Below are 22,159 nucleotides of genomic sequence, written 5' to 3'. Positions count from 1 at the left end.
TCGACGCTGCGCGCCGATCCACCTTCTCCCCAAGGGGAGAAGGGGAGCTTGTCCCTTCCGCATTGACCTCGCCCCCCATTGCGCTACGCTCTCCCCGAAGCGGACGAAGAGCCGCGATATCGGAACGTTGGGAGAGACGCGGTATGATCCTGACACTGGCGCTGCTTGCAGGCCTCGTGCTGGCCTGGCTGCTGATTGGCGCGATCGAGACGTTTCGTCTCGACCTGCGCTTTACCCAGGCGCTACTCTATGTGCCGTTCAAGCTCGCCTACCGGATCGATGACCGGCGCATCCGCATTGCCCGCAACGCGCCGACGCCGGTGATCTATGTGGTCTCGCACCAGTCACGCTTCGAGCCGGCGCTGATGCTGTCGCTGCTGCCCGACGACGCGCTGCACATTCTCGACGAGGCCTCGGCGCGCTCGCCCTGGATGGAGCCTTGGCGCGAGCTTGGCCGCACCATCGCCTTCAACGCCGAGCATCTCTTCGTCAGCCGGCGGCTGGTCAGGGTGCTGAAGGGTAAAGGCCGGCTTGCCGTCTATCTGCCCGATGACGTCGAGCCCGATGTGAAGACGTTTCGCCTGTTCCGCGCCGTCACCCGCATCGCCATGCAGGCCGACGCCCGCATCGTGCCGATCTTCGTCACCGGCTCGCGCGACCTGCCGGTTTCCTTGACGCCAAAGAACCGGGCGCCGCGCCACTGGTTCCCAAAACTCTCGATCAGCGTGCTGGAGCCAATGACGATTGCCGAACTGGTGGCGCGCAACCCCGACCAGGCTTCCAACACCAATGCGTTGTTCGACCGCATCGCCGAGGCGCGGCTTTATGGCAGCAACCTCGATCGCGGCCTGTTCCTGGCCATGCGCGATGCCGCGGATCGCACCGGCGCCTCGCACCCGATCATCGAGGATGTGATCAGCGGCTCGCTCAGCTATCGAAAAATGTTCATCGGCGCGCGCGTGCTCGGCCGCCGTTTCGAGGCGGTGGCGGCGCCCGGCGAAGCGGTCGGGGTTTTGCTGCCCAACGCCAATGGCGTGGTGCTGTCCTTCGTCGGCCTGCTCTCGGCCGGCCGGGTAGCGGCGATGATCAACTACACGGCAGGGCCGGCCAGCGTAACCGCCGCGGTGCGCGCGGCAGTCATCCGAACGGTGGTTTCCTCGCGCGCGTTCGTCGAGAAGGCGGCGCTTGCCGACATCATCGCCGCGATCGAGGCCGGCGGCGCCAAAATGCTGTGGCTCGAGGATGTGCGCGCAAGCGTCACGACGCTGGAAAAGCTCGCAGCAGCGGTGCTCTGGCGATTCCCGCTGCAGCGGCAGGATGCGGCCAAGCCCGCCGCAATCCTGTTCACCTCAGGCTCGGAAGGCACGCCCAAGGCCGTGGTGCTGTCGCACCGCAATCTCCACGCCAACGCCATGCAGGCCGAGGCGCGCATTACCATTTCGCCGTCCGACATCCTGCTCAACGTGCTGCCGGTTTTTCACTCTTTCGGCCTGACCGGCGGTACCATCCTGCCGCTGGTGACCGGGGTGAAACTGTTCCTCTACCCGTCACCGCTGCACTACAAGATCATCCCGGAGATCGCTCGCAAGGTGAAGCCGACCATCATGTTCGGCACCGACACTTTCCTCGCCAACTATGCCCGCACCGCCAAGGATGGCGATTTCTCCAGCCTGCGCTTCGTCGTCGCCGGCGCGGAAGCGGTGAAGCCGGAGACGCGGCGCGTTTATCGCGAGCGCTTCGATGCCTCGATCATCGAGGGGTTCGGGCTGACGGAGGCCGCTCCCGTCGTCGCCGTCAACACCGCCATCCATGGTCGCGACGGCACGGTCGGACGGCTGTTGCCGGCGATGCGCATGAAGCTCGAACTGGTCGAGGGTATCGAGGGTGCCGGCCGCCTGTGGCTCGACGGGCCGAATTTGATGATGGGCTACATGACCGCTGACCGGCCCGGCGAATTGCAGCCGCTGGACGGCTGGCACGACACCGGCGACATCGTCTCGGTCGACCGCGAAGGCTTCATCACCATTCGCGGCCGGGCAAAACGCTTCGCCAAGATCGCTGGCGAGATGGTGTCGTTGGGCGCCGTCGAGATGCTGGTGCAGTCGCTGTGGCCGGAAGAGCGCCACGCCGCGGTGGCGGTGCCGGACAAGAGGCGCGGCGAGCGCATCGTGCTGGTCACCACCGCCGACGACGCCGATCCGGAAGAACTGCGCGCCTTCGGCAAGAAGGCAGGTGCGGCCGAACTGATGGTGCCCAACGACATCGTCAAGGTCGAGGAGATCCCGGTGCTGGGTTCCGGTAAGACGGATTATGTCTCGACGCGGAACCTGGCGATCGAGAAGCTGGGGCTGGGCCTGGCGGCTTAGCGTATCTCCCTCCTTGAGGGGGAGATGGCCGGCAGGCCAGAGGGGGTCGCCTCGCGTGAAGCGCCGACGTCCTCTTCGCTCAAACGAGGTCGCGTCCGGGGCGTACCGACCCCCTCTGTCGCCTTCGGCGACATCTCCCCCTCAAGGGGGGAGATAACAACTACCCAATATCCGACGGCGGCACTTTTTCGCCCTCGCGCTTGGCGCGCTTCGAATACGCCCGCACGCTGAAAGGCAGGAAGATGAGATAGCCTGCGACAGAGGCGGTCAGCGTGTACCAGGGATAGGTCATCAACAGCAGGACGTAGAGAACGACCGCCAGGATGATCGGCAGCACCTTGTCGCCCGGCACTTTCAGGCTTTTGCCGGAATAGACCGGCAGCCGGCTGACCAGCAGGAAAGCGACCAGCGCAGTGAAGCCGGTGGCGACGAATGCCGTCAGGCGGTCCGGCTCGAGACCGAGCCGCAGGAAGGACAGATAGAGCGGCAGCATAACCAGCACGGCGCCGGCCGGTGCCGGCACGCCGACGAAGTATTCGCTCTGCCAGATCGGCCGGTCATGGTCTTCGTCGAGCACGTTGAAGCGCGCCAGCCGCAGGCCACAGGCGATGGTGAACAGAAGGGCTGCGATCCAGCCGAAGGAGCCGGCGCGGTCGAGCAGGAAGGCGTAGAGCACCAGTGCCGGCGCGACGCCGAAATTGACGATGTCGGCCAGCGAATCCATCTGCGCGCCGAATTTGGATGTCGCCTTCAACATGCGCGCCAGGCGCCCGTCTATGCCGTCCAGGAAGGCGGCGAGCAGCACCATCACCACGGCCGGCTCGAAACGGCCCTCGAAGCCGAAGCGGATGCCGGACAGGCCGGCGCAGATGGCAAGCACGGTGACCAGATTAGGCAGCACCATGCGCATCGGAATTTCGCGGATGCGCGGGCCGCCGCTGCCATGGGCCTCGAACTTTTTGAACGGCGCGCCCACCGCTTACGAAATCCTGACGAGCGGGGTTGCGGCGACGCCGCCGAATTCGGCGAGCACGGTTTCGCCGCCGACCGCCGTCTGGCCGACGGCGACGCGCGGCACCGCGGTCGACGGCAGGAAGACATCGACGCGCGAGCCGAAGCGGATCAGGCCAAAGCGTTCGCCGACGGCAATGGAGCCGCCGGTCTCGGCCCAGCAGACGATGCGGCGCGCCACTAGGCCGGCAATCTGCACGGCGACAACGATGCCGTTGGGACTGTCTATGACCAGCCCGTTGCGCTCGTTCTCCGAGCTTGCCTTGTCGAGTTCGGCATTGAGGAACTTGCCCGGCCGGTGCTCGATTTTGGTGATGCGGCCGCGCACCGGAGCGCGGTTCACATGGCAGGAAAAGACGTTCATGAACACCGAGATGCGGGTCATCTCGGTGTTGCCGAGGCCAAGCTCGCGCGGCGGCACGGCCGGGCCGACCGCCGAGATGACGCCGTCGGCGGGACTGACCACCAGCCTGTCATCGACCGGGGTGACACGCTCGGGGTCACGGAAGAAATAGACGCACCAGGCGGTCAGGATCAGGCCGATCCAGAACAGCACCGAGGAGAAATAGCCGAGGAACAGCGTGCCCGCACCAAAGGCGGCAATGAACGGATAGCCCTCGCGATGGATCGGAACGAAGGCATTCTTGATCGAATCGACAAGGCTCATCGGATGGGGCTCATGGGATGGGGGCGGTCCCTGTTTCAGGTCCGGCCTCAATACCGGAAAGGCTCCGCTGCCGCAACGCAACATTGGGCAAGGCCGCATCGTCCGCAGCCGGCAGGAACGGTGACGTGCTTGCCTGTCGGCTGCTTTGCCGCCAGAATTCGAGCCAACGCCGGCTGAACGTGCGGCGAAAAGGCCGACTGCCATGGCGCCAAATTCAGGCAAAACGTATCTTGTTGCCATACGATCGTCAGCCGTGGGTGCCGTTTTGACCGTACTTGTGGCAGCGAGCGACCACGCAGTTGCGCAAGGCAAGCCATCCTTCGACTGCGCCAAGGCCGCCAGCGTGGCGGAAAAGGCCATTTGCGCCGATCCGGTCCTGGCGCAAGCCGATGCCGACGTCGCGAAGAATTATACCGCGCTGCTGAAGAGGCTCGATGCTCATGCCGGCAAGGCGCTGCGGGACGACCAAAGCGATTTCATNAGTTCAGACGTGTGCTCTTCCGATCTGAATTATACCGCGCTGCTGAAGAGGCTCGATGCTCATGCCGGCAAGGCGCTGCGGGACGACCAAAGCGATTTCATCGCGTATCGCGACCAGATCGCCGGCTTCAACGAAAGTTCGCCCAAGGACCAACAGACTTTCGATCTCGGCGAATTCCTGCGCGACCCCGCAACCTTCCTGTCCGGCATACGCAAGCCCCCCGATGCAGGTTTGATCGGCACATGGAGCAGCGTGCGCGGCAGCGTCGACATCAAGGCTGTTGGCGGAGGCAAGGTCGAAATCTCGGAAGATGTCGTTTCCAATCCAGTCTCGGAAAGTGGGTCATGCGAGATCGACGGCACGGTCGAGGAGCGCAACACTCTGCGGCTGGTCGACCGTGCCGTCGACAACGACAACCCAACCGGTTTTGTCTTTACCTTCCGACGCGACGGCGATGCGCTTGTCGTCGAGCAGAGCGGCGCCGGCAAGGATGGCAGGTCGGAGCCCCTGTCATGCGGTGCCAACGGCCATGCCGATGGCACGTTCTTCCTGACTGAGAAAAAGTAGGCTTGCTGTCGCTAACCCGCCGCAGCGGAGCGATCAAAGTGGGCATTGAGCTCGGCCATAGCGGCCTCAGCGAGGCTTTCATCATCCTTACCGCGCAAGAGCACACCGCCGTTCCGCAACGATTGGAAAAGGAAGACTTGGCCTGATGCCAGCACCACCCAATTCACGATTGCTCCTTCCTCCTTCTGCACCACCGAATTCGCAGAAACGATGGCATCCGTCGGGTCGAAGCCTGCCTTGCGGAGCAGGAGGTCGACGGCGGCGGGAGCATGGTATTGTTCCGCCAGCTCAATGACCGCTGTGATCTCGGGCTCTTCAGCAATGCCAAGCTTGGCGCCAACTTTCGGGGCGTTAGCCGCTAGCGGGCTCTCGCCTGGCGGTATGACAAGCAACTCTTCTGGAGCGATGTACTCGTAGACCGTGACGTGTGTCTCCGTCGCACTGCATAGTCGGGTCTTCTTCGCGCTGGTCTGAAGTTGAAAAACCAGCTGTTTCTCTCCTTCTATGTTCAGCATCCTTGCCATGCCGAACGCGATTTTGATCTCGGGCGGCGCGATCTTGGCGCAGGCAAGGCCGGCCCCGACATCGCGCCAGCTCAAGATCATCTGGCCTGCCAAGTTGCCAACGGACTTATGAAGAAGCCTGCCTTCGCGCTTCGGATTGGCCATCACCAGCCGGTGTATGACGTCGTCGTAATCGTCACTATCGACAACTTGCAGATCAGGCCATGACGCGATCCAGCGCGCCAAAAGGTTTTCCATGGGCGCGGCCTCATCCGCAACGTAGAACGCATGATCAAGTGTATCGAGAAAATCATCCCGCCCGCCCTCGAAGCCCGTCTGCTGGGCGGCTTCGTTGGGATGGTCTGCAATCCAGCTGGACATCTTTTCCAAAGTCGCAAGCTGGCCCTTTGCGCCACAAGCAGTGAGTCCAGCTCGTGCGTTGGCAATCATGGCGCCGATTTCCTGCCCGGCATTGTGGATGAATTGACTATGGCCGCCGTTCTTTACCTCCGAAGAGTACGAGTCGGCATGAAGGACCTGCATCGCCTTGGTGTCGATTTCGGGATAACGATAGAGTCCTTTGGAAACCATCGCTGTGACGAATTGCATGACAGCGAAGACGAGAAAAAACGGCTCTTCATCAGGATCCTCGACGTTCGAACGAAGTACGACGACTGGCAACGGCAGGCCGAATTCCAACTGCTTTCCAGAATCTGATGCCGACTTCTCGGGCGTTTTCTTGGATTTGCGGGAAAAGAAACCGAACATCGAAAATACTCTCTTGGTCGCAAAACTTGCGCGAACGGGTTATTTCCGACGCGACAATATCAGCTGCCCTCAAGGATTAAAGGCACTCTGATCCAGAGGCATTCGCACGATGGTTTGCCGAATTGTCGACGGTCATGTCGGGGCGCCACAGATTCATACGTCCTTGGCAGGAAAGCGCTTCGCGACAATGCCGAATTGCGGCGAGTCGACAAACCAGGGTCAGAGATGCCATCCTCGAAATCAGTCGCCCTGAACGCCAAGGTCATTACAGAAGGCCTCGCTTTCGGAGAGTCTCCCCGCTGGCACGACGGACGCCTGTGGCTCTGCAACTGGGGAACCGGAGAGATCGTCGCGGTGGATGAGGACGGCGGGAACCAGGTGATGCTCACCGTGCCGGCCATCCTGCCCTATTCGATCGACTGGTTGCCGGATGGCCGATTGCTGATCGTCTCGGGTCGGGATGGCTTGTTGCTGCGGCAGGAGGCGGATGGAACGCTGGCCACCCATGCCGATCTTCGGTCGCTGTCAAACAGCCCGTGGAACGAGATCGTCGTCGACGGGCGCGGCAACATCTATGTCAATGGCGGCGGGTCGGCGCCTGCACCGAGCGAGCATTTCGGGCCCGGCACCATCGTGCTGATCACGCCGGACGGCTCGGTTCGACAAGTGGCCGAGAACATCGCTTTCGCCAACGGCATGGCGGTGACGCCGGACAACAGGGCACTGATCGTGGCGGAGTCGCATGCCAACCGGCTGACCGCCTTCGATATCGCGGAGGATGGCGGGCTTTCCAACCGCCGGGTCTGGGCCGATCTCGATGGCTTTCCCGACGGCGTCTGCCTCGATGCCGAAGGAACTGCCTGGTATGCGGATGTTCCCAACAAACGCTGTGTGCGGGTGCGCGAAGGTGGTGAGGTCTTGCAGTGCGTCAATGCCGATCGCGGCTGCTTTGCCTGCATGCTCGGCGGCCTGGATGGCAAGACGCTGTTCATCGTTGCCGCCCAATGGCGCGGCTTCGAACATATGATCAGCGATGCCCGCACCGGCCAGGCAATGAGCGTCGAAGCGCCCGCACCTGGCACGGACTGGCCCTCCTACATCTCAGGCAGACGCTGATAATTGGCGATATCGGCCTTCACACCCAGCCGGGCAATGGTCTCCTGCGGGTTGAAGCCCGCCCGCTCATGGGCTGCCTTGACGATCGGCACGACATTGTCGACGGCCGCCTGGTTTTCCCATTCGACAATGGTGACCAGGTTGAACTCGCCCGGGCCCGAAAATTGCTCGAGCACGAAATCCTGGACGAAGCCTTGCTGCAGGCGCAGCAGTTCATGCGTTGCCCTGACCTTGCGAAGGATTTCTTCACGGGCCTCGGCAGGAACGACGAATTTGTCGACCCTGAACACGGCTGCCTCGGCAAGTTTATCCATTTGAATCTATCTCCGTTTTTGAACGACTTGGGTTCGGTGGCTCAGGAACGGGTTTGCGATCTCAACTTAGGTTGAGGTCAAGGGGAAATTTTCGGTGGTGATGATGGCGACGACGCTGCATATCTCCCCCCTCGTTGGGGAGATGTCCGGCAGGCGAGAGGGGGTCGGTTCGACTGGATGCGCCCCCCTTGCGACAGATGGAGGTTAGCGCTTCACGCGCGGTGACCCCTCTGTCGCCTTCGGCGACATCTCCCCCTCAAGGGGAGATTGGCGCTCCGCCACCTAGCTCAACTCCGACGTCCTTCTGCGCACAACCACACCCAACTCATCGCTCTCCCTGGCGATCCGAAGCCTCTCTTCGGCTTCCGTCGCTTCGCGCTGGCGGTCCCACATCGAGGCGTAGAGGCCGTGCTTTTGCATCAGCTCGGCATGGGTGCCGCGCTCGGCGATCTCGCCGTCCTTGAGCACGATGATCTCGTCGGCGGTGATCACCGTCGACAACCTATGCGCAATGACGATGGTGGTGCGGCCCTTGCTGACCAGGTCGAGGGCGGCCTGGATTTCCTGTTCGGTGTGGCTGTCCAGCGCCGAGGTCGCCTCGTCGAGCATCAGGATCGGCGGCGCCTTCAAAATCGTGCGGGCAATCGCCACGCGCTGCTTTTCGCCGCCCGACAGCTTTAGCCCGCGCTCACCGACCATCGAGCGATAACCTTCCGGCAGCCGTTCGATAAACGGGCCGATCTGGGCAAGCTCGGCGGCTTTCTGCATATCCTCTTCGCTGGCACCGATGCGACCGTAACGGATGTTGTAGGCGATGGTGTCGTTGAACAGCACGGTGTCCTGCGGCACCATGCCGATCGCGCCGCGCAGGCTCTGCTGGGTCACATCCCTGACATCCTGGCCGTCGATCAGCACCTGACCGCCCTGGACGTCGTAGAAGCGGAATAGCAGCCGCGAAATAGTCGACTTGCCGGCGCCGGACGGTCCGACAATGGCGACCGTCTTGCCGGCCGGCACCTCGAAGGAGACACCTTTCAGGATCTTGCGGTTCGGATCATAGGCAAAATGCACGTCGCGGAACTCGACCTTGCCGGCTGTAACGGCGAGTAGCTTGGCATCCGGCTTGTCGGTGATTTCCTGCGGCACATCGAGCAGGTCGAACATCTGCTCGATGTCGGTCAGCCCCTGGCGGATTTCGCGGTAGATGAAGCCGATGAAATTGAGCGGCACCGCAAGCTGCATCAGCATGGCGTTGATGAAGACGAAATCGCCGACCGTCTGCGTGCCGGCCTGCACCTCCAGCGCCGACATGCACATGACGATGACGGTGCCGAGACCGAAGATGATGCCCTGGCCGAAATTCAGCCAGCCGAGCGAGGTCCATATCCTGGTCGCCGCCATTTCATAGCGCGCCATCGAACGGTCGAAGCGCTCAGCCTCCATACCCTCGTTGTTGAAGTATTTGACCGTCTCGTAGTTGAGCAGGGAGTCGATCGCCTTGGTGTTGGCGTCGGTGTCGCTGTCGTTCATGTCGCGGCGGATCGAGATCCGCCAGTCGCTGGCGCGAACCGTGAACCAGACGTAGAGCCACACCGTGGCCGCCACCACGACCACATATTTCCAGCCATAAGTGTAGGCGAAGATACCGGTGGTCAGCGCGAATTCGAGGATGGTCGGCGCCGTGTTCAGCATGATGAAGCGCACGATCGTCTCGATGCCCTTGGTGCCGCGCTCGATGATGCGCGACAGGCCGCCGGTGCGGCGCTCGAGGTGAAAGCGCAGCGACAGCTGGTGCATGTGAACGAAGGTGCGGAACGCGAGCTGGCGCACCGCATATTGGCCAACGCGGGCAAACAGCGCGTCGCGCAGCTGGTTGAAGCCAAGCTGCACCAGCCGCACGACATTGTAGGCGACGACCAGCATCACCGGCGCCAGCAGGAAGGATGGCAGCGGCGGCGGCGATTTGGCGTCACCGGCCAGAGAATCGGTCGCCCATTTGAAGAAGTACGGCCCGGCAACCAGTGTCAGCTTGGCAACGACCAGAAGCAGCGTTGCCCAAGTGACGCGTGCCCTGAGATCGGCGCGGTCGGCCGGCCACATATAGGGCCACAGATTGCGCAAGGTGCTGAAGGTCGAGCTATCGGAAACGGTTTTTTCTGCCACTTGTCTTGCCTTTTGGGTGAGAAATCAGCGGCCGGAGCAGCAGGAATTGACGAGTGCGGTCAGCGATGCGGAAACGTCGGCGAGCGCGGCGCGGTCGAGTTGATAGCGCGAGCGCTGGCGGTCGGGCTCGAAGCGGACCAAGCCTGCTTCGACCAGGATTTTCAGATGCTGGGAGACCGTCGACTGCGCGAGGTCGAGATGGTCGACAACCTCACGGCAGCAGCAGGAGCGGCTGGCCGACAGATGTCTAAGGATCTCGATGCGCGCCGGGTGCGAGAGTGCGGCGAAGCGAGCGGCAACGGCGCGGCTTTGGGGCGGTGCGCAGTTTGCGTGGTCTGGTTCAGTGAGCGAGTCTGCCATCGTTCATCGGCGATAGACGATGAACGGGTGCGTGGCAAGCTAACCCGATGGGTAGAGCGACCTAATCTCCCCCCTCGAGGGGGAGATGTCGCCGAAGGCGACAGAGGGGGTCGGTACGTCCTGATGCAACGTCGTTTGCAGCAAAGAGAAGGTCGGCGTTCTATGCGCGGCGACCCCCTCTGGCCTGCCGGCCATCTCCCCCTCAAGGGAGGAGATCAAGCGCTCGGCCGCTACTGCGTCTTCACCGGCGCCGTTGTCACCTGCTCGCCCATCGCCTTGAGGTCGGCGGCTTCGCCTTCCTTGGACTTTTCCGGAACCTTGAACACCTGCCCCGGCCAGATGCGGTCGGGATCGCTGATCTGGTCCTGGTTGGCGAGATAAATGGTCGAGAAGCGCACACCGTGACCGTAGACGCGCCGTGAGATCCGCCACAGCGTGTCGTGCCTGCGGATGATGACCGCGCCGTCTGCATGTTCGAGCTTTGGCGCCACCGTCTCGGGCAGGTCGGGCGTTGCCGCCGCGACGACGGCTGGAGCCTCAGCGGCGGGCGCTGCCGGTGCGGCTGGTGCGGATGCGGCAGCAGCCGGTGCGGGCTTCGCAGGGGCAGCCGCGATAGTGGCTGGCGCCGCAGGCTTCGGAGCGGCCGGTGCTTCGGCAGCAGCCGGTGCGGCCGGCTCAGCAGGGTTTGCTTCGGCGGGCTTGGTCTCGGTGGGCTTGGCCTCCGCGGGCGCCACGGCGGCGATCGCTTCGCCGGGTTCGCGCTCGAACGGCACGGCGGCGCGGGCCACGACCTTCACGCCGTCGGCGTCGAGACCGTCGACATGGATGGTGTAGCTGCCGACCGGGATGTCGCGCGTCGCCTCGACCAGGAAATGACCGTCGGGCGAGGTCACCGCATCGCCAAGCAGGATATCATTGGCATAGGCGCGCACCTTGCGGCCGGCGTCAGCCAGACCGGCGACGAAGATCTTGTTGCCGTCGATCTCGACCGCCTCGACGACGATCTTGGGTGCAGCCACGCCTGCCGCCGGCGGCGCTGCAGGTACTGCTGGCGCTGCAGGGGCAGTTGCGGCTTCCACAGCCGGAGCAGCAGGTGCTGTTTCAGCGGCCACGGCAGGCGCAGCCGTAGCAGGCGCCTCAGCGGCTGGGGCAGCGGCCTGATCGCCGGCGGCCGGTGCCGCGGGCTTGGTCTCAGGCGCCGGGACGCTAAGCAGCTCGGCCGGCTTGCCGGGTTCCTCGACCATCGCCAGCACCTGGCCGGCGGCGTCCTTGGGAACCGAAACGACGGCGGTCTGCACGGAAGGGGTAACCACATCGCCGGCCGTCGCGCGCAACCCAATCGTATAGTCGCCGGGCTTCAGCGGATCGTCGAGAACGATGACGAAGGCGCCGTCCGGACCGGCGACAGTCGAGCCAAGCACCGAGGAGCCGTTGAGGATCTCGACCTTCGAATTGGGCGCAGCATTGCCGGCAACGACGATCGAGCCGTTGCTTTCGACGCGCACGACGTCGAAGCTCGGCGCAACCGGGCCGGCCGCGGCCGGCGCTGGGGTTGTTGGGGCAGCAGCGGGCGCGGCAGGTGCCGCCGGAGCCGCAGCTTCGGTCGCGGGAGCCGTTGCGTCGGCAGGCGCGGGTGCTGCGGGAGCCTTGGCATCGGTGGGCGCGGCGGGGGNGGGCGCCGGCGGCAGCCTTCCCTCGGTCCCCGGATCGGCCGGCTTTTCAGCCGGCGGCGTCAGCGATGCAATCGCCGCAGGCGGCGTGGGATTCAGATACGGGTCGAGTGCGCCCGATACATAGGCGGTTCCGACGACCGCGACGGTCCCACCGGCCGCGAACAGAAACGCCTTCAATGGATTAACAGCCATATTTCCCCTACCCCTTAGCCACCTGAAGCCGGTCTAGCGTGTTTTGCCGGCACCGACAAGAAAAAGCCCGGGCTTGTCAGCCCTTGGGGCTTGACCCCGCATTCAGACCCAATCACCAATCACGAATGAACACGATTCGATCCGTCTGCGTCTATTGCGGCTCGTCTCCGGGCCGCGATGAAATCTATGCCAAGGCCGGGCACCTGCTTGGCCGCTCGCTCGCCAAAGCCGGCCTGCGGCTGGTCTATGGCGGCGGCACCAAAGGCATTATGGGCGCAGTCGCCGAAGGCGCGCTCAAGGCCGGCGGCAAGGTAACGGGCATCATTCCGCGCTTCCTCATCAACAAGGAGGCGACCGAAACCGCGCTTGACCGGCTCGACGAGTTGCTGATCACCGACAACATGCACGAGCGCAAGCACAAGATGTTCGAGAAATCCGACGCCTTTGTGGCGCTGCCCGGCGGCATCGGCACGGTCGAGGAAATCGTCGAGATCATGACCTGGGGCCAGCTCGGCCATCACCGCAAGCCGATCGTCTTCGCCAACGTTCAAGGATTCTGGGATCCGATGCTGGCGCTGCTCGACCATATGGCCAGCGAAGGCTTCATCCACACCGCGCAACGGGTCAAGCCGCTGGTGGTCGAAGACCCCGAGGCCATCGTCGCCGCCATCATGGTGGCGGGGTCGTCGGTCGATGCGCCGACGGAAGGCGTGCAGTCTGTAATTGACAAGATGTGAGGACGAAGCCGGCCTTGGCGCAGGCGGCCAGGAATTGAGCCCGGTTGGTGTCGTCGGCCTGGCGCATCAACTGCGCCGCGTCGTGCTGGCGCTCAAGGCTGCCGGCTACGAAACACTGGGCAACATCTGGATCGGCGACAGCAACAAGGCCAGCCTGGCCCAGAAGCAGAAGTCCAATGCGAAGCCACTGATCGACTGCATCTGCTTGGCAAGGATCTGTAGCGTTGGGGCAGCTGACTTCGATCTGTCCAGCTTTTCTTGAGCTCCGTCTTGTGCGCAATGTAAGCACGTTGGCGACGATTTCCATTTGCAGCCCGCTTCGCAGTTGGTTAACGGAGAACATTGGGCGGGAACGGAAATTTGGAGAGCGAGACAAAGGGGAGATGAATCCGCGCGAGCGATTGAAGGCCGCGAAGGGCGAGATCGCGTCGGAACCAAGGACGGCGATCCTGGTCCTCGGAATGCACCGCAGCGGCACCTCGGCGCTCGGCGCCCTCGTCGCCGCGCATGGAGCCACGCCGCCGAAACATCTGCTGCCCGGGAGCCTCCACAATCCCAAGGGACATTGGGAAAGTACCCCACTCACCATCGCCGACGACCACCTGCTCACGGCGGCCGCCTCCTCCTGGCAAGATTGGCTGCCGCTAGATCGGCAGTGGCTGCAGTCGCCGGCAGCCGAGCGATTTCGGCCCATGATGACGGCGATCATTGCCAGCGAGTTCGGCGATGCCCCCCTGTTTTTCGTCAAGGATCCGCGGATCTGCCGGTTCCTCCCCTTCATAGCCTCGATCCTGGCCGATCTCAGGATTGACCCGATCGCATTTCTGCCTGTCCGCAACCCGCTCGAAGTCGCCTGTTCGCTGCAGGAACGGGATCAAATGGAACTGCCGACAGCGTTCATGCTGTGGCTCAGGCACGTGCTCGAAGCGGAGCATCATTCGCGACACATGCCGCGCTGTATCCTGCGCCACGAAGACCTGTTGAGCGACTGGCGACATCAGATGGACCGCGCGGCCAGGGAGACCGGAATCGTCTGGCCTGTCACGTCCGATCAGGCCGACACCGCAATCGCCGAGTTCCTGGACAAGGACCTGCATCATCAGCGGGCCTCGGTCGCTGATCTGCAAAACCATCCGGATGCCACGCCATTAGTCCGCAGCGCCTATGCCATTTTGCGCAGTATGGCGTCTGAAGGCGACAGCCAGGACTTGCGCGACCAGCTCGACAGGGTGCGGGCGACGTTCGATGAGAGCTGCGATGTGGTTGGCAAGGGCGTTACCGCAGGGAACCTGGCCGCTAAACGGCTACACGGCGAACTGGAAAAGGGCATCGTCGAGCGTGACGCCCTCGCTGACGCCCAACAGGCCCTCATCCGAGACCGAGACAGCTTCATGGCGGAGCGTGACGCGCTTGCTCACGCCCAGCAGGACCTCATCCAAGCCCGAGACAGCTTCATGGCGGAGCGTGATGCGCTTGCTCACGCCCAGCAGGACCTCATCCAAGCCCGAGACAGCTTCATGGCGGAGCGTGACGCGCTCGCCCTGGCCCAAGACGGCCTCGTAGCCGAGCGTAGCGCGCTGGCCAGGATCCGAGACGACCTGGTGGCGGAGCGCGATGCGGCGCTTGCGTCACGCAGCTGGCGATTGACCGGACCGTTGCGATGGGTGAGCTCCATTCGTCGGCGATAGCAGCAAACACTCTAAACGCTGCTCGACAAACTGTGATCGCCTGTCAAGAAACCGTCACACGGAACCCGCCTCACTCGTGTTACGAAGGACGGGTCGGCATCCGCGCGTCGGCATAGTCGAAATCTGAACCTGGTCGAAATTTCTTGGCGAGGCGAGCCGTGAACATTGCTCTCAACGCGGAAGGCCTGTCGCCTTGCCTGCCCGACGAGCACGGGCTGTTCTTCATCTACCATTTCACCGCCGAGGGCCTGCGCACCAAGGACGCGGCCGAGGTTGCATGGACATGGCGCAGCTACCAGCTGTCCGACCTGCGCGCCCGTCATGAGATCGCCGCCGAGCAGGCTCTGCCCGGGCCGGTGCGCGAAGCTTTCCTCGGCGCCAGCCAGGGTTGCCACATCGATCTCGAGGATGCCTGGCTTTATGGCGACCTGCCGGATCTGCGCCACGACTATTCGGCGGAAGCGCGCGGGCTCGGCCATTTCCGTTTTGCGCTCAACGACAAGACGCTGATCGGCGCGCGCAAGCAGCCACTGGAATCGGTCGATCTCATCCGCAAGGCGGTGGAGAGCGGCTCGCGCAAATTCCGCTCCCCCGCCGACCTGGTCGAAGCGGTCATGGGCCAGTCGCTCGACGGCATGGCGGCCGAGCTCCACGGTCTTGGCGATACGCTGGACGGCATCGAGGACCGTATCGTGCGCGATGCCTGGCACGGCGAGCGGCAGTCGCTGGTCGAGGCGCGCCGTCAACTGGTGGTCATCCACCGGCAGATGGCGACGCTCACAAACCTTTTTCGCCATCTCGACCATTCGCATCGCAATGAGCTGCCCGATCGGATCAATGACATGGCGACAAGGCTCTCGCACCGGGCACACACGCTCTATCACGACGGCGAGCAGTTGCAGGCACGCGCAAGGTTGCTGCAGGACGAGTTGATGGCCAAGCTGACAATGCAGTCCAACCAGCTGCTCTATGTGCTGTCGGTGATGACGGCGGTGCTGTTGCCGATGACCATCATATCAGGCCTGTTCGGCATGAATGTCGGTGGCCTGCCCATGGTCAATACGCCGATGGGCTTCTGGGTGGTCTCGGCGGTTTCGATCGTGATCGCCGCGGCGACCTACATGTTCGTAAGGCGGCTCGGGCGGACGTAACGCCCCGACCCCTTTGTTTTCACGCAATTCCCAAGGGAACGCGACGCGCTTTTCCTGGAATGCCCATCACGCCGTAGCGCGAAGATCCTCGACGATGGTGCCGGCGGCAGCGACCTCCGCCTCATGGTCCGGCTCCCGCCAGGTCTCGGCGAGACCCGCCGCATACCATTCATGCATGGCCGGCAGGCCAAGCAATTGCGGGGGATAGGCTGCAGCTGCCCCTTCGAAAGACAGCCCATAGGATAGCACACGGAACGCCACCGGAGCAAAGAAGGCGTCGACGGCGGTAAAATGGCCGCCGGCAAGGAACGGCCCGCCGAACAGGGCAAGGCCATCGTTCCAGAGATCGCCCAAACGGAACAGATCCTGCTTCAGCGCGTCCGACATCGGCAACGGTTTCACCCGCAAGCCGCAATTCATCGGGCATGCGCCGCGCAAGGCCGTGAAACCAGAATGCATTTCGGCGGCGGCCGAGCGCGCCCAGGCTCGCGCCTTGGCCTCGGCAGGCCACACACCATGGTGGCGCTCGGCGAGATACTCGGCAATAGCCAGCGAATCCCAGACAGCCCAGCCGTCATCCACCAGGCAAGGCACGCGCCCGCTGGGCGAGAACGCCCGGTAGAGATCGAAACTGGGCCCGGTCGGAAACGGCGTCAATTGCTCCTCGAACGGAATGTCGAGGGTGCGCATCAGCACCCATGGCCGCAGCGACCATGACGAATAGTTCTTGTTGGCGATATGCAGCACGTACATCGAAAGGCTCCCTACTTCGGGGCCAACGCCACCGGGCGGATTTCACGGCCACGAAACATCGACCAGGAATACATCGCCAATGCCGCCCAGATCAGCGCGAAGGCAATTGCTTGCGTGGTGCCGAACGGCTCGTCGAAAATCAGCACGGCTATCAGGAACACCATGGTCGGTGCGATGTACTGCATGATGCCGATGGTGGAGAGGCGCAGAAGCTTGGCGCCGAAGGCGAACAGAAGCAGCGGCACCGAGGTGACTGGGCCGCAGCCGATGAGCAAAGCCATATCGGTGCCGTTGCTGGAGATGAAATGGTCCTGGCCGTTGACGACCAGGAAGACGATGTAGGCAAGCGCCGGCACCGACAGCAAAAGCACTTCGAGCAGAAAGCCCTGGCTCGGGCCGATCGGCAGCGTCTTGCGGAAGAACCCATAGGCAGCGAAGGAAAACGCCAGCGCCAACGACACCCAAGGCAATTTGCCGGCATCGACGGTCAGAACGGCAACTGCGACCGCCGCCAGCAACACGGCCGCGATCTGCAGCCGGTCGAGCTTCTCGCCGAGCAACAACGCGCCGACGACGATGCTAACTAATGGGTTGATGTAGTATCCGAGCGCGGTCTCGACGGTGCGGTCGACCGAGATCGCCCAGACATAGATGGCCCAGTTGACGGAGATCAGGGTCGCCGTCAGCGCCGCCATGGCGATGCTGCGCGGCGAGCGGATCGCCGCCTTGAAATCGGCTGTGCGGCCGGCCCAGACCAGCACTGCAGCAGCAATCGGCACCGACCAGACGATGCGGTGGGCGATCACCTCGATCAGCGGCAGATGCGCAACCGCCTTCATGTAGAAGGGCAACAGGCCCCATAGCAGATAAGCGCCGAGCGCGAGGAGAAAGCCGCTGCGGGCTTTGGAGTCGGCGTCGGGCTGGATCGTGTCGCTGGCCATGGCAAACGCTATGGCCCAGTGGGCCATCCAAAACCATCGCAAAATTATGATGGATCAATGGACTTCCGCTGATGGCTCAAGGGGCGGCGCCAGTTCCTCGCCCCACTTCGGGGGGCGAGGAAACCCACGTCTTGCAACCCTACTCCGCCGCCACCAATCCCGCCATGTCGCGGTTCTTCATCAGCTTGTAGACGATCGAATCCATCAGCGCCTGGAAGGAGGCGTCGATTATGTTTTCCGACACGCCGACCGTCCACCAGCGTGCGCCGGTGCCGTCATGCGATTCGATCAGGACGCGAGTGATCGCCTCGGTGCCGCCATTGAGGATACGCACCTTGAAATCGGCGAGCTCCATGTCGGCGATCTCGCTCTGGAATTTGCCGAGGTCCTTGCGCAACGCGATGTCGAGCGCGTTGACCGGGCCGTGGCCTTCGGCCACCGACATCTTCTCCTCGCCCTCGACCATCACCTTGACGATGGCTTCGGAGACCGTCTTCAACTGGCCGTTGGCATCGAAGCGGCGCTCGACCATGCAGCGGAACGAAGTGACGTTGAAGAACTCCGGCAGGCCGTGCAGCATTTTGCGCGCCAACAGCTCGAAGGAGGCATCGGCGCCCTCATAGGCGTAGCCCTCGGCCTCGCGCTCCTTGACCACCGAGATCAGCGCATCGAGACGATGGTCGTCTCTGGGCACATCGATGCCGCGCCGCTTCAGCTCGGCGAGGAAATTGGCCTTGCCGCCCTGGTCCGAAACCATAACGCGGCGGCGGTTGCCTACCGCCTCGGGCGGCACATGTTCATAGGTCGCCGGCTCCTTGGCCAGTGCGGAGGCATGGATGCCGGCCTTGGTGGCGAAGGCCGAGGCGCCAACATAGGGCGCCTGCGCTTCCGGAGCACGGTTCAGCAATTCGTCGAAGGCGCGGGAAAGCCGGGATATCCCGGTCAGCGCCTCGGCCGAGATGCCGGTTTCAAACCGATCGGCGAAGGCCGGCTTCAGCGCCAGCGTCGGTACGATCGAGACCAGATTGGCGTTGCCGCAGCGCTCGCCGATGCCGTTCAGCGTGCCTTGGATCTGGCGCACGCCGGCCTCGACGGCGGCGAGCGAATTGGCCACCGCTTGGCCGGTGTCGTCATGGGCATGGATGCCGAGATGGCCGCCCGGAATACCTGAAACAATGACCTTGTCGACGATGGCGCGCACTTCCGAGGGCTGCGTGCCACCATTGGTGTCGCACAACACCACCCAGCGCGCGCCGGCTTCATAGGCAGTCCTGGCGCAGGCCAGTGCGTAGCCCGGATTGGCCTTGAAGCCGTCGAAGAAATGCTCGCAATCGACCATCGCTTCCTTGCCCGCGGCGATTGCTGCTTCGACCGAAGCCTTGATGGAGTCGAGGTTTTCCTCATTGGTGCAGCCGAGCGCGACGCGGACATGATAGTCCCAGCTCTTGGCGACGAAGCAGATGGCGTCGGACTTGGACTGCACGAGCGCTGCCAGGCCCGGGTCGTTGGACGCCGACACGCCTGCCCGCTTGGTCATGCCGAAGGCGACGAACTTTGCCTTCGCCGTGCGCTTCTGCTGGAAGAAGGCGGTGTCGGTCGGATTGGCGCCGGGATAGCCGCCTTCGACAAAGTCCATGCCGAACTCGTCGAGCAGCTTGGCAATCGCGATCTTGTCCTCGACGGAAAAGTCGATGCCCGGCGTCTGCTGGCCATCGCGGAGGGTTGTGTCGAAGAGATAGAGGCGTTGCTTGGTCATTGTTCTGTTGGCGCGCGAGCACCCCCCTCTGGCCTGCCGGCCATCTCCCCCTCAAGGGGGGAGATCGGCAGCTTTAGCGTCGGATCTTTTCCCGCAGCGATGAAGATTTGCGAAAGCGCCGATGACAGCCAATCTCCCCCCTTGAGAGGGAGATGTCCGGCAGGACAGAGGGGGGTGCCGCGCGCTGTCATTTCCCCGCAAACCCATCCGTCGCGCGTATCAGCCGATCCAGAATCCCCGGCTCCGAATAGGAATGGCCGGCGCCTTCGATGAGGTGGAAATCCGCCTTCGGCCAGGCCTTGTGCAGGGCCCAGGCATAGCGCGCCGGGCACGGCATGTCGTAGCGGCCGTGGACGATTGTGCCGGGAATATCCGCGAGCTTATAGGCATCGCGCAGAAGCTGCCCCTCCTCCAGCCAGCCGGCGTGGACGAAATAGTGGTTCTCGATGCGGGCAAAGGCGATGGCGAAGTCGTCCTCGCCGAACTTGTCGCTGGTCTCCGGCTCCGGTAGCAGCGTGATCGTCTCACCTTCCCACAGGCTCCAGGCAAGGGCGGCTTCCAGCTGCGCCTTGCCATCGGCGCCGACCAACCGCCTGCGGTAAGCGGCCATCATGTCGCCGCGCTCGGCTTCAGGAATTGGCGCCAGGAAACGCTCCCATTTGTCGGGGAACATCTCGGAGACGCCGAACTGATAGTACCATTCGAGTTCGGCGCGGGTCAGCGTGTAGATGCCGCGCACGACAAGCTCGCTGACGCGATTAGGATGCGTCTCGGCATAGGCCAGCGCCAGCGTCGAGCCCCACGAGCCGCCGAACACCAGCCATTTTTCGAAGCCGCACATCTCACGCAGCCGCTCGATGTCGGCAACCAGGTGCCAGGTGGTGTTGGCCTCGAGCGAGGCGTTGGGTGTCGATTTCCCGCAGCCGCGCTGGTCGAACAGGATGACGTCGTAAAGCTTCGGGTCGAACAATTGCCGATGTTTTGGCGAGAAGCCGCCGCCGGGACCGCCATGCAGGAAAACGGCCGGCTTGGCGCCCCTGGTTCCGGAGCGCTCCCAGTAGATATGATGGCCGTCGCCGACATCGAGCATGCCGGACTCGAACGCCTCGATCTCTGGATAAAGAGTACGAAGTTCACTGTTCATTTCATTGCTCATATCTTCAGGCCGTGCGCGGGCCAGTCCGTGGTTTCGTGGTCGGGATGCTGGAAGGAGATGATCTGCTCCTGGCGGGAGTAGAAATCCGGATCCTGATGCATGGGCTGGTCAAAGATCGTTTCCACCCAAGGCAATCGGACCGCGTAGTTGACCTGGATCTGCGGCGCCAGATCGGAGCGGTCGTCGAAGGCGCCGATGGCGATCTCCAGTGCGCCAGGTTGGCGATAGGTCAGCGGTGTACCGCAGCGGGCACAGAAGCCGCGATCGATGTTGACCGACGACTGGAAATAGGTGGGCTCTTCGCGCATCCATTCGACGCCATCCTTGGGCACTGTCACCAGCGCGCCGAAAAACGAACCGAACTGTTTCTGGCACATGCGGCAATGGCAGATGGACGCCCGGCCGAGCTTGCCCTTGATGCGGAAACGCACGGCACCGCACTGGCAGCCGCCGGTTCGAACTTCATCCGTCATGATTTTCCCTCTGGCGGCCGGTGTTCGGTGTCCCATTGGTCGGTGTCATGGTCGGGATGCTGGTAGGAGACGAGCTCGGCGAGATAAGGCGCCGACGACATGTCGGCCATAGTGTCCTCGGCCGGCAATTGCGGGATGGTATCGACATAGGGAAGTTTTGCCTCCGTGCCCCACTGGATCAGCGGCACGATATCAGCCGGATTGTCGAAGGCGCCAATGGCGAGGCCGATGCCGTCGGGCGCGGTAAAGGTCAGCGGCGTGCCGCAATTGGCGCAAAAGCCACGATCGACATGGCTGGACGAGGCGAAATATTTCGGTTCGCCGCGCGTCCAGTCGAGTTTGGCGCCACGCACCGAGACCAGGGGCGCGTAAAATGAGCCGAACGCCTTCTGGCACATGCGGCAATGGCAGACCGAGGCGTCACCCAGCGCACCCTCAACGCGAAAGCGCACCGCGCCGCACTGGCAGCCACCGGTGTAGATCGGCCGGTTGTCGAGGCTCATGGCGTCTCACTCCGTTTCATAGTCATTCGGGCGCATGGCAGACGGCCTCGACATTGTTGCCGTCGGGATCCAAGACGAAGGCGCCGTAATAGTCCGGGTGATAATGCGGGCGCAGCCCCGGCCCGCCATTGTCCTTGCCGCCGGCGGCGAGCGCCGCGGCATGGAAGGCGTCGACCTCGGCGCGGCTGCGCGCGGTGAAGGCGACGTGCTGATGGGTCCTCGGCTTGTCATCGCTGGCCTGCAGCCAGAACACCGGCCGGTCGCGGCCATAGCCACCGACCTTGGCGCCGCCGGTATATTCCAGTGGCACCATGTAGATCAGCGAGGCGCCAAGCGGCGCTATCGCCTGGTCATAAAAGGCTTTCGACGCGTCGAAGTCGGCGACATTGATGCCGAGATGGTCGATCATGAAACAAGCTCCTCCCTTGCTGGCGCCGGCACGTCGGCGCCGGCCAAGCCGGCCCCGATGACGATGTGCTGGCAGGCATTGTCGATATCGCGGATGACGTCGTCGTTCCAGAAGCGCAGGATGGTCCAGCCACTGGCACTCAATTGAGCGCTGCGTGCCTTGTCGCGTTCTGCATCTTCTGCGTCGGCATGCTGACTGCCATCAACCTCGACTACGAGGTGGTGGGCCGAACAGGCGAAGTCGACAATGTAGGGTCCAATCGGTACCTGTCGGCGAAAGCTCATCCCCATCAGCCGGTGAGCCCGCAACTCATTCCACAGTTTCAGCTCGGCATCGGTCATGACGCGACGCATGGACTTTGCATTCTTGCGCTGACGCGATGGAACGAGGTCGTGACCCATGCTCAGGCCA

The 22,159-nt window shown here is 63.3% G+C and carries 21 protein-coding genes; 6 read left to right on the top strand and 15 right to left on the bottom strand.

Annotated elements, in window-relative coordinates; translation table 11 throughout:
• Positions 1-143 precede the first annotated feature (143 nt).
• Positions 144-2,366 (top strand): AMP-binding protein, encoded by a 2,223-nt coding sequence (locus X756_RS139205; RefSeq protein ID WP_023731449.1) that lies wholly within the window; start codon positions 144-146, stop codon positions 2,364-2,366.
• 160 nt (positions 2,367-2,526) lie between these two features.
• Here X756_RS139205 and X756_RS139210 read toward each other — a convergent pair whose 3' ends face one another.
• The 3 genes from X756_RS139210 to X756_RS139225 all read right to left on the bottom strand — a co-directional run bounded on the left by X756_RS139210 (position 2,527) and on the right by X756_RS139225 (position 6,363).
• The gene (locus X756_RS139210) at positions 2,527-3,342 is read right to left on the bottom strand and encodes a phosphatidylcholine/phosphatidylserine synthase (RefSeq protein ID WP_023731448.1); all 816 of its coding nucleotides are present in this window, start codon (positions 3,340-3,342) and stop codon (positions 2,527-2,529) included.
• 3 nt (positions 3,343-3,345) lie between these two features.
• Positions 3,346-4,128 carry a phosphatidylserine decarboxylase gene (locus X756_RS139215; RefSeq protein ID WP_280790543.1) on the bottom strand — a complete coding sequence of 261 codons (783 nt, stop codon included), beginning with the start codon at positions 4,126-4,128 and terminating at the stop codon, positions 3,346-3,348.
• 975 nt (positions 4,129-5,103) lie between these two features.
• The gene (locus X756_RS139225) at positions 5,104-6,363 is read right to left on the bottom strand and encodes a DUF4375 domain-containing protein (RefSeq protein WP_023731446.1); all 1,260 of its coding nucleotides are present in this window, start codon (positions 6,361-6,363) and stop codon (positions 5,104-5,106) included.
• Between the two features lie 225 nt (positions 6,364-6,588).
• On the opposite strand from X756_RS139225, the gene X756_RS139230 reads away from it, so the two are divergent.
• Positions 6,589-7,479 (top strand): SMP-30/gluconolactonase/LRE family protein, encoded by an 891-nt coding sequence (locus X756_RS139230; protein ID WP_032999640.1) that lies wholly within the window; start codon positions 6,589-6,591, stop codon positions 7,477-7,479.
• Here the strand turns inward: X756_RS139230 and X756_RS139235 are convergent.
• From X756_RS139235 to X756_RS139250, 4 genes are all read right to left on the bottom strand, one after another.
• On the bottom strand, positions 7,458-7,793 hold the full coding sequence (locus X756_RS139235) for an antibiotic biosynthesis monooxygenase (RefSeq protein ID WP_023685667.1): 336 nt from the start codon (positions 7,791-7,793) through the stop codon (positions 7,458-7,460). The genes X756_RS139230 and X756_RS139235 overlap by 22 nt on opposite strands.
• Before the next feature lie 282 nt (positions 7,794-8,075).
• Complete coding sequence (locus X756_RS139240) at positions 8,076-9,956, bottom strand: ABC transporter ATP-binding protein/permease (RefSeq protein ID WP_023693985.1); 1,881 nt, start codon at positions 9,954-9,956, stop codon at positions 8,076-8,078.
• Positions 9,957-9,980: 24 nt separating this feature from the next.
• Complete coding sequence (locus tag X756_RS139245; protein ID WP_023731444.1) at positions 9,981-10,316, bottom strand: metalloregulator ArsR/SmtB family transcription factor; 336 nt, start codon at positions 10,314-10,316, stop codon at positions 9,981-9,983.
• Positions 10,317-10,546: 230 nt separating this feature from the next.
• Entirely contained in the window at positions 10,547-12,181 is a 1,635-nt protein-coding gene (locus X756_RS139250) for a LysM peptidoglycan-binding domain-containing protein (RefSeq protein ID WP_023731442.1), read from the bottom strand.
• Positions 12,182-12,306: 125 nt separating this feature from the next.
• Here X756_RS139250 and X756_RS139255 point away from each other — a divergent pair, with 125 nt between their 5' ends.
• The 4 genes from X756_RS139255 to X756_RS139270 all read left to right on the top strand — a co-directional run bounded on the left by X756_RS139255 (position 12,307) and on the right by X756_RS139270 (position 15,757).
• The gene (locus X756_RS139255; RefSeq protein ID WP_023673582.1) at positions 12,307-12,918 is read left to right on the top strand and encodes a TIGR00730 family Rossman fold protein; all 612 of its coding nucleotides are present in this window, start codon (positions 12,307-12,309) and stop codon (positions 12,916-12,918) included.
• Positions 12,905-13,180, top strand: coding sequence for a hypothetical protein (locus X756_RS1000000169000; protein WP_023731441.1), 276 nt, complete (start codon positions 12,905-12,907; stop codon positions 13,178-13,180). The genes X756_RS139255 and X756_RS1000000169000 overlap by 14 nt, the downstream gene beginning before the upstream one ends.
• A 121-nt stretch (positions 13,181-13,301) precedes the next feature.
• The gene (locus tag X756_RS139265) at positions 13,302-14,606 is read left to right on the top strand and encodes a sulfotransferase (protein ID WP_023731440.1); all 1,305 of its coding nucleotides are present in this window, start codon (positions 13,302-13,304) and stop codon (positions 14,604-14,606) included.
• A 158-nt stretch (positions 14,607-14,764) separates the two neighbouring features.
• Positions 14,765-15,757, top strand: coding sequence for a transporter (locus X756_RS139270; protein WP_023673579.1), 993 nt, complete (start codon positions 14,765-14,767; stop codon positions 15,755-15,757).
• Between the two features lie 66 nt (positions 15,758-15,823).
• On the opposite strand, the gene X756_RS139275 is transcribed toward X756_RS139270, so the two are convergent.
• The 8 genes from X756_RS139275 to X756_RS139310 form a co-directional block, all read right to left on the bottom strand.
• The gene (locus tag X756_RS139275; protein WP_023698660.1) at positions 15,824-16,510 is read right to left on the bottom strand and encodes a glutathione S-transferase family protein; all 687 of its coding nucleotides are present in this window, start codon (positions 16,508-16,510) and stop codon (positions 15,824-15,826) included.
• An 11-nt stretch (positions 16,511-16,521) separates the two neighbouring features.
• Positions 16,522-17,451 carry an EamA family transporter RarD gene (rarD, locus tag X756_RS139280; RefSeq protein WP_023673577.1) on the bottom strand — a complete coding sequence of 310 codons (930 nt, stop codon included), beginning with the start codon at positions 17,449-17,451 and terminating at the stop codon, positions 16,522-16,524.
• A 139-nt stretch (positions 17,452-17,590) separates the two neighbouring features.
• A complete protein-coding gene (cimA, locus tag X756_RS139285; protein WP_023731439.1) occupies positions 17,591-19,207 on the bottom strand; it encodes a citramalate synthase in 1,617 nt (538 codons plus the stop codon).
• Between the two features lie 187 nt (positions 19,208-19,394).
• Complete coding sequence (pip, locus tag X756_RS139290; RefSeq protein WP_023702703.1) at positions 19,395-20,351, bottom strand: prolyl aminopeptidase; 957 nt, start codon at positions 20,349-20,351, stop codon at positions 19,395-19,397.
• A gap of 8 nt (positions 20,352-20,359) precedes the next feature.
• Complete coding sequence (locus tag X756_RS139295) at positions 20,360-20,836, bottom strand: GFA family protein (protein WP_023687309.1); 477 nt, start codon at positions 20,834-20,836, stop codon at positions 20,360-20,362.
• Entirely contained in the window at positions 20,833-21,339 is a 507-nt protein-coding gene (locus tag X756_RS139300; RefSeq protein ID WP_023731438.1) for a GFA family protein, read from the bottom strand. Before X756_RS139300 ends, X756_RS139295 begins: the two co-directional genes overlap by 4 nt.
• Before the next feature lie 22 nt (positions 21,340-21,361).
• On the bottom strand, positions 21,362-21,748 hold the full coding sequence (locus X756_RS139305) for a VOC family protein (RefSeq protein WP_023673572.1): 387 nt from the start codon (positions 21,746-21,748) through the stop codon (positions 21,362-21,364).
• Positions 21,745-22,149: an endonuclease domain-containing protein gene (locus tag X756_RS139310; RefSeq protein ID WP_023731437.1), complete on the bottom strand. Its 405-nt coding sequence runs from the start codon at positions 22,147-22,149 to the stop codon at positions 21,745-21,747. The genes X756_RS139305 and X756_RS139310 overlap by 4 nt, the downstream gene beginning before the upstream one ends.
• Between the last annotated feature and the right edge of the window lie 10 nt (positions 22,150-22,159).

This window comes from Mesorhizobium sp. LNJC405B00, assembly GCF_000502615.1.
Lineage (GTDB): Bacteria > Pseudomonadota > Alphaproteobacteria > Rhizobiales > Rhizobiaceae > Mesorhizobium.
The sequence above is the reverse complement of the archived record's forward strand: the minus strand, read 5'-3'. Positions and strand labels throughout refer to the sequence as shown.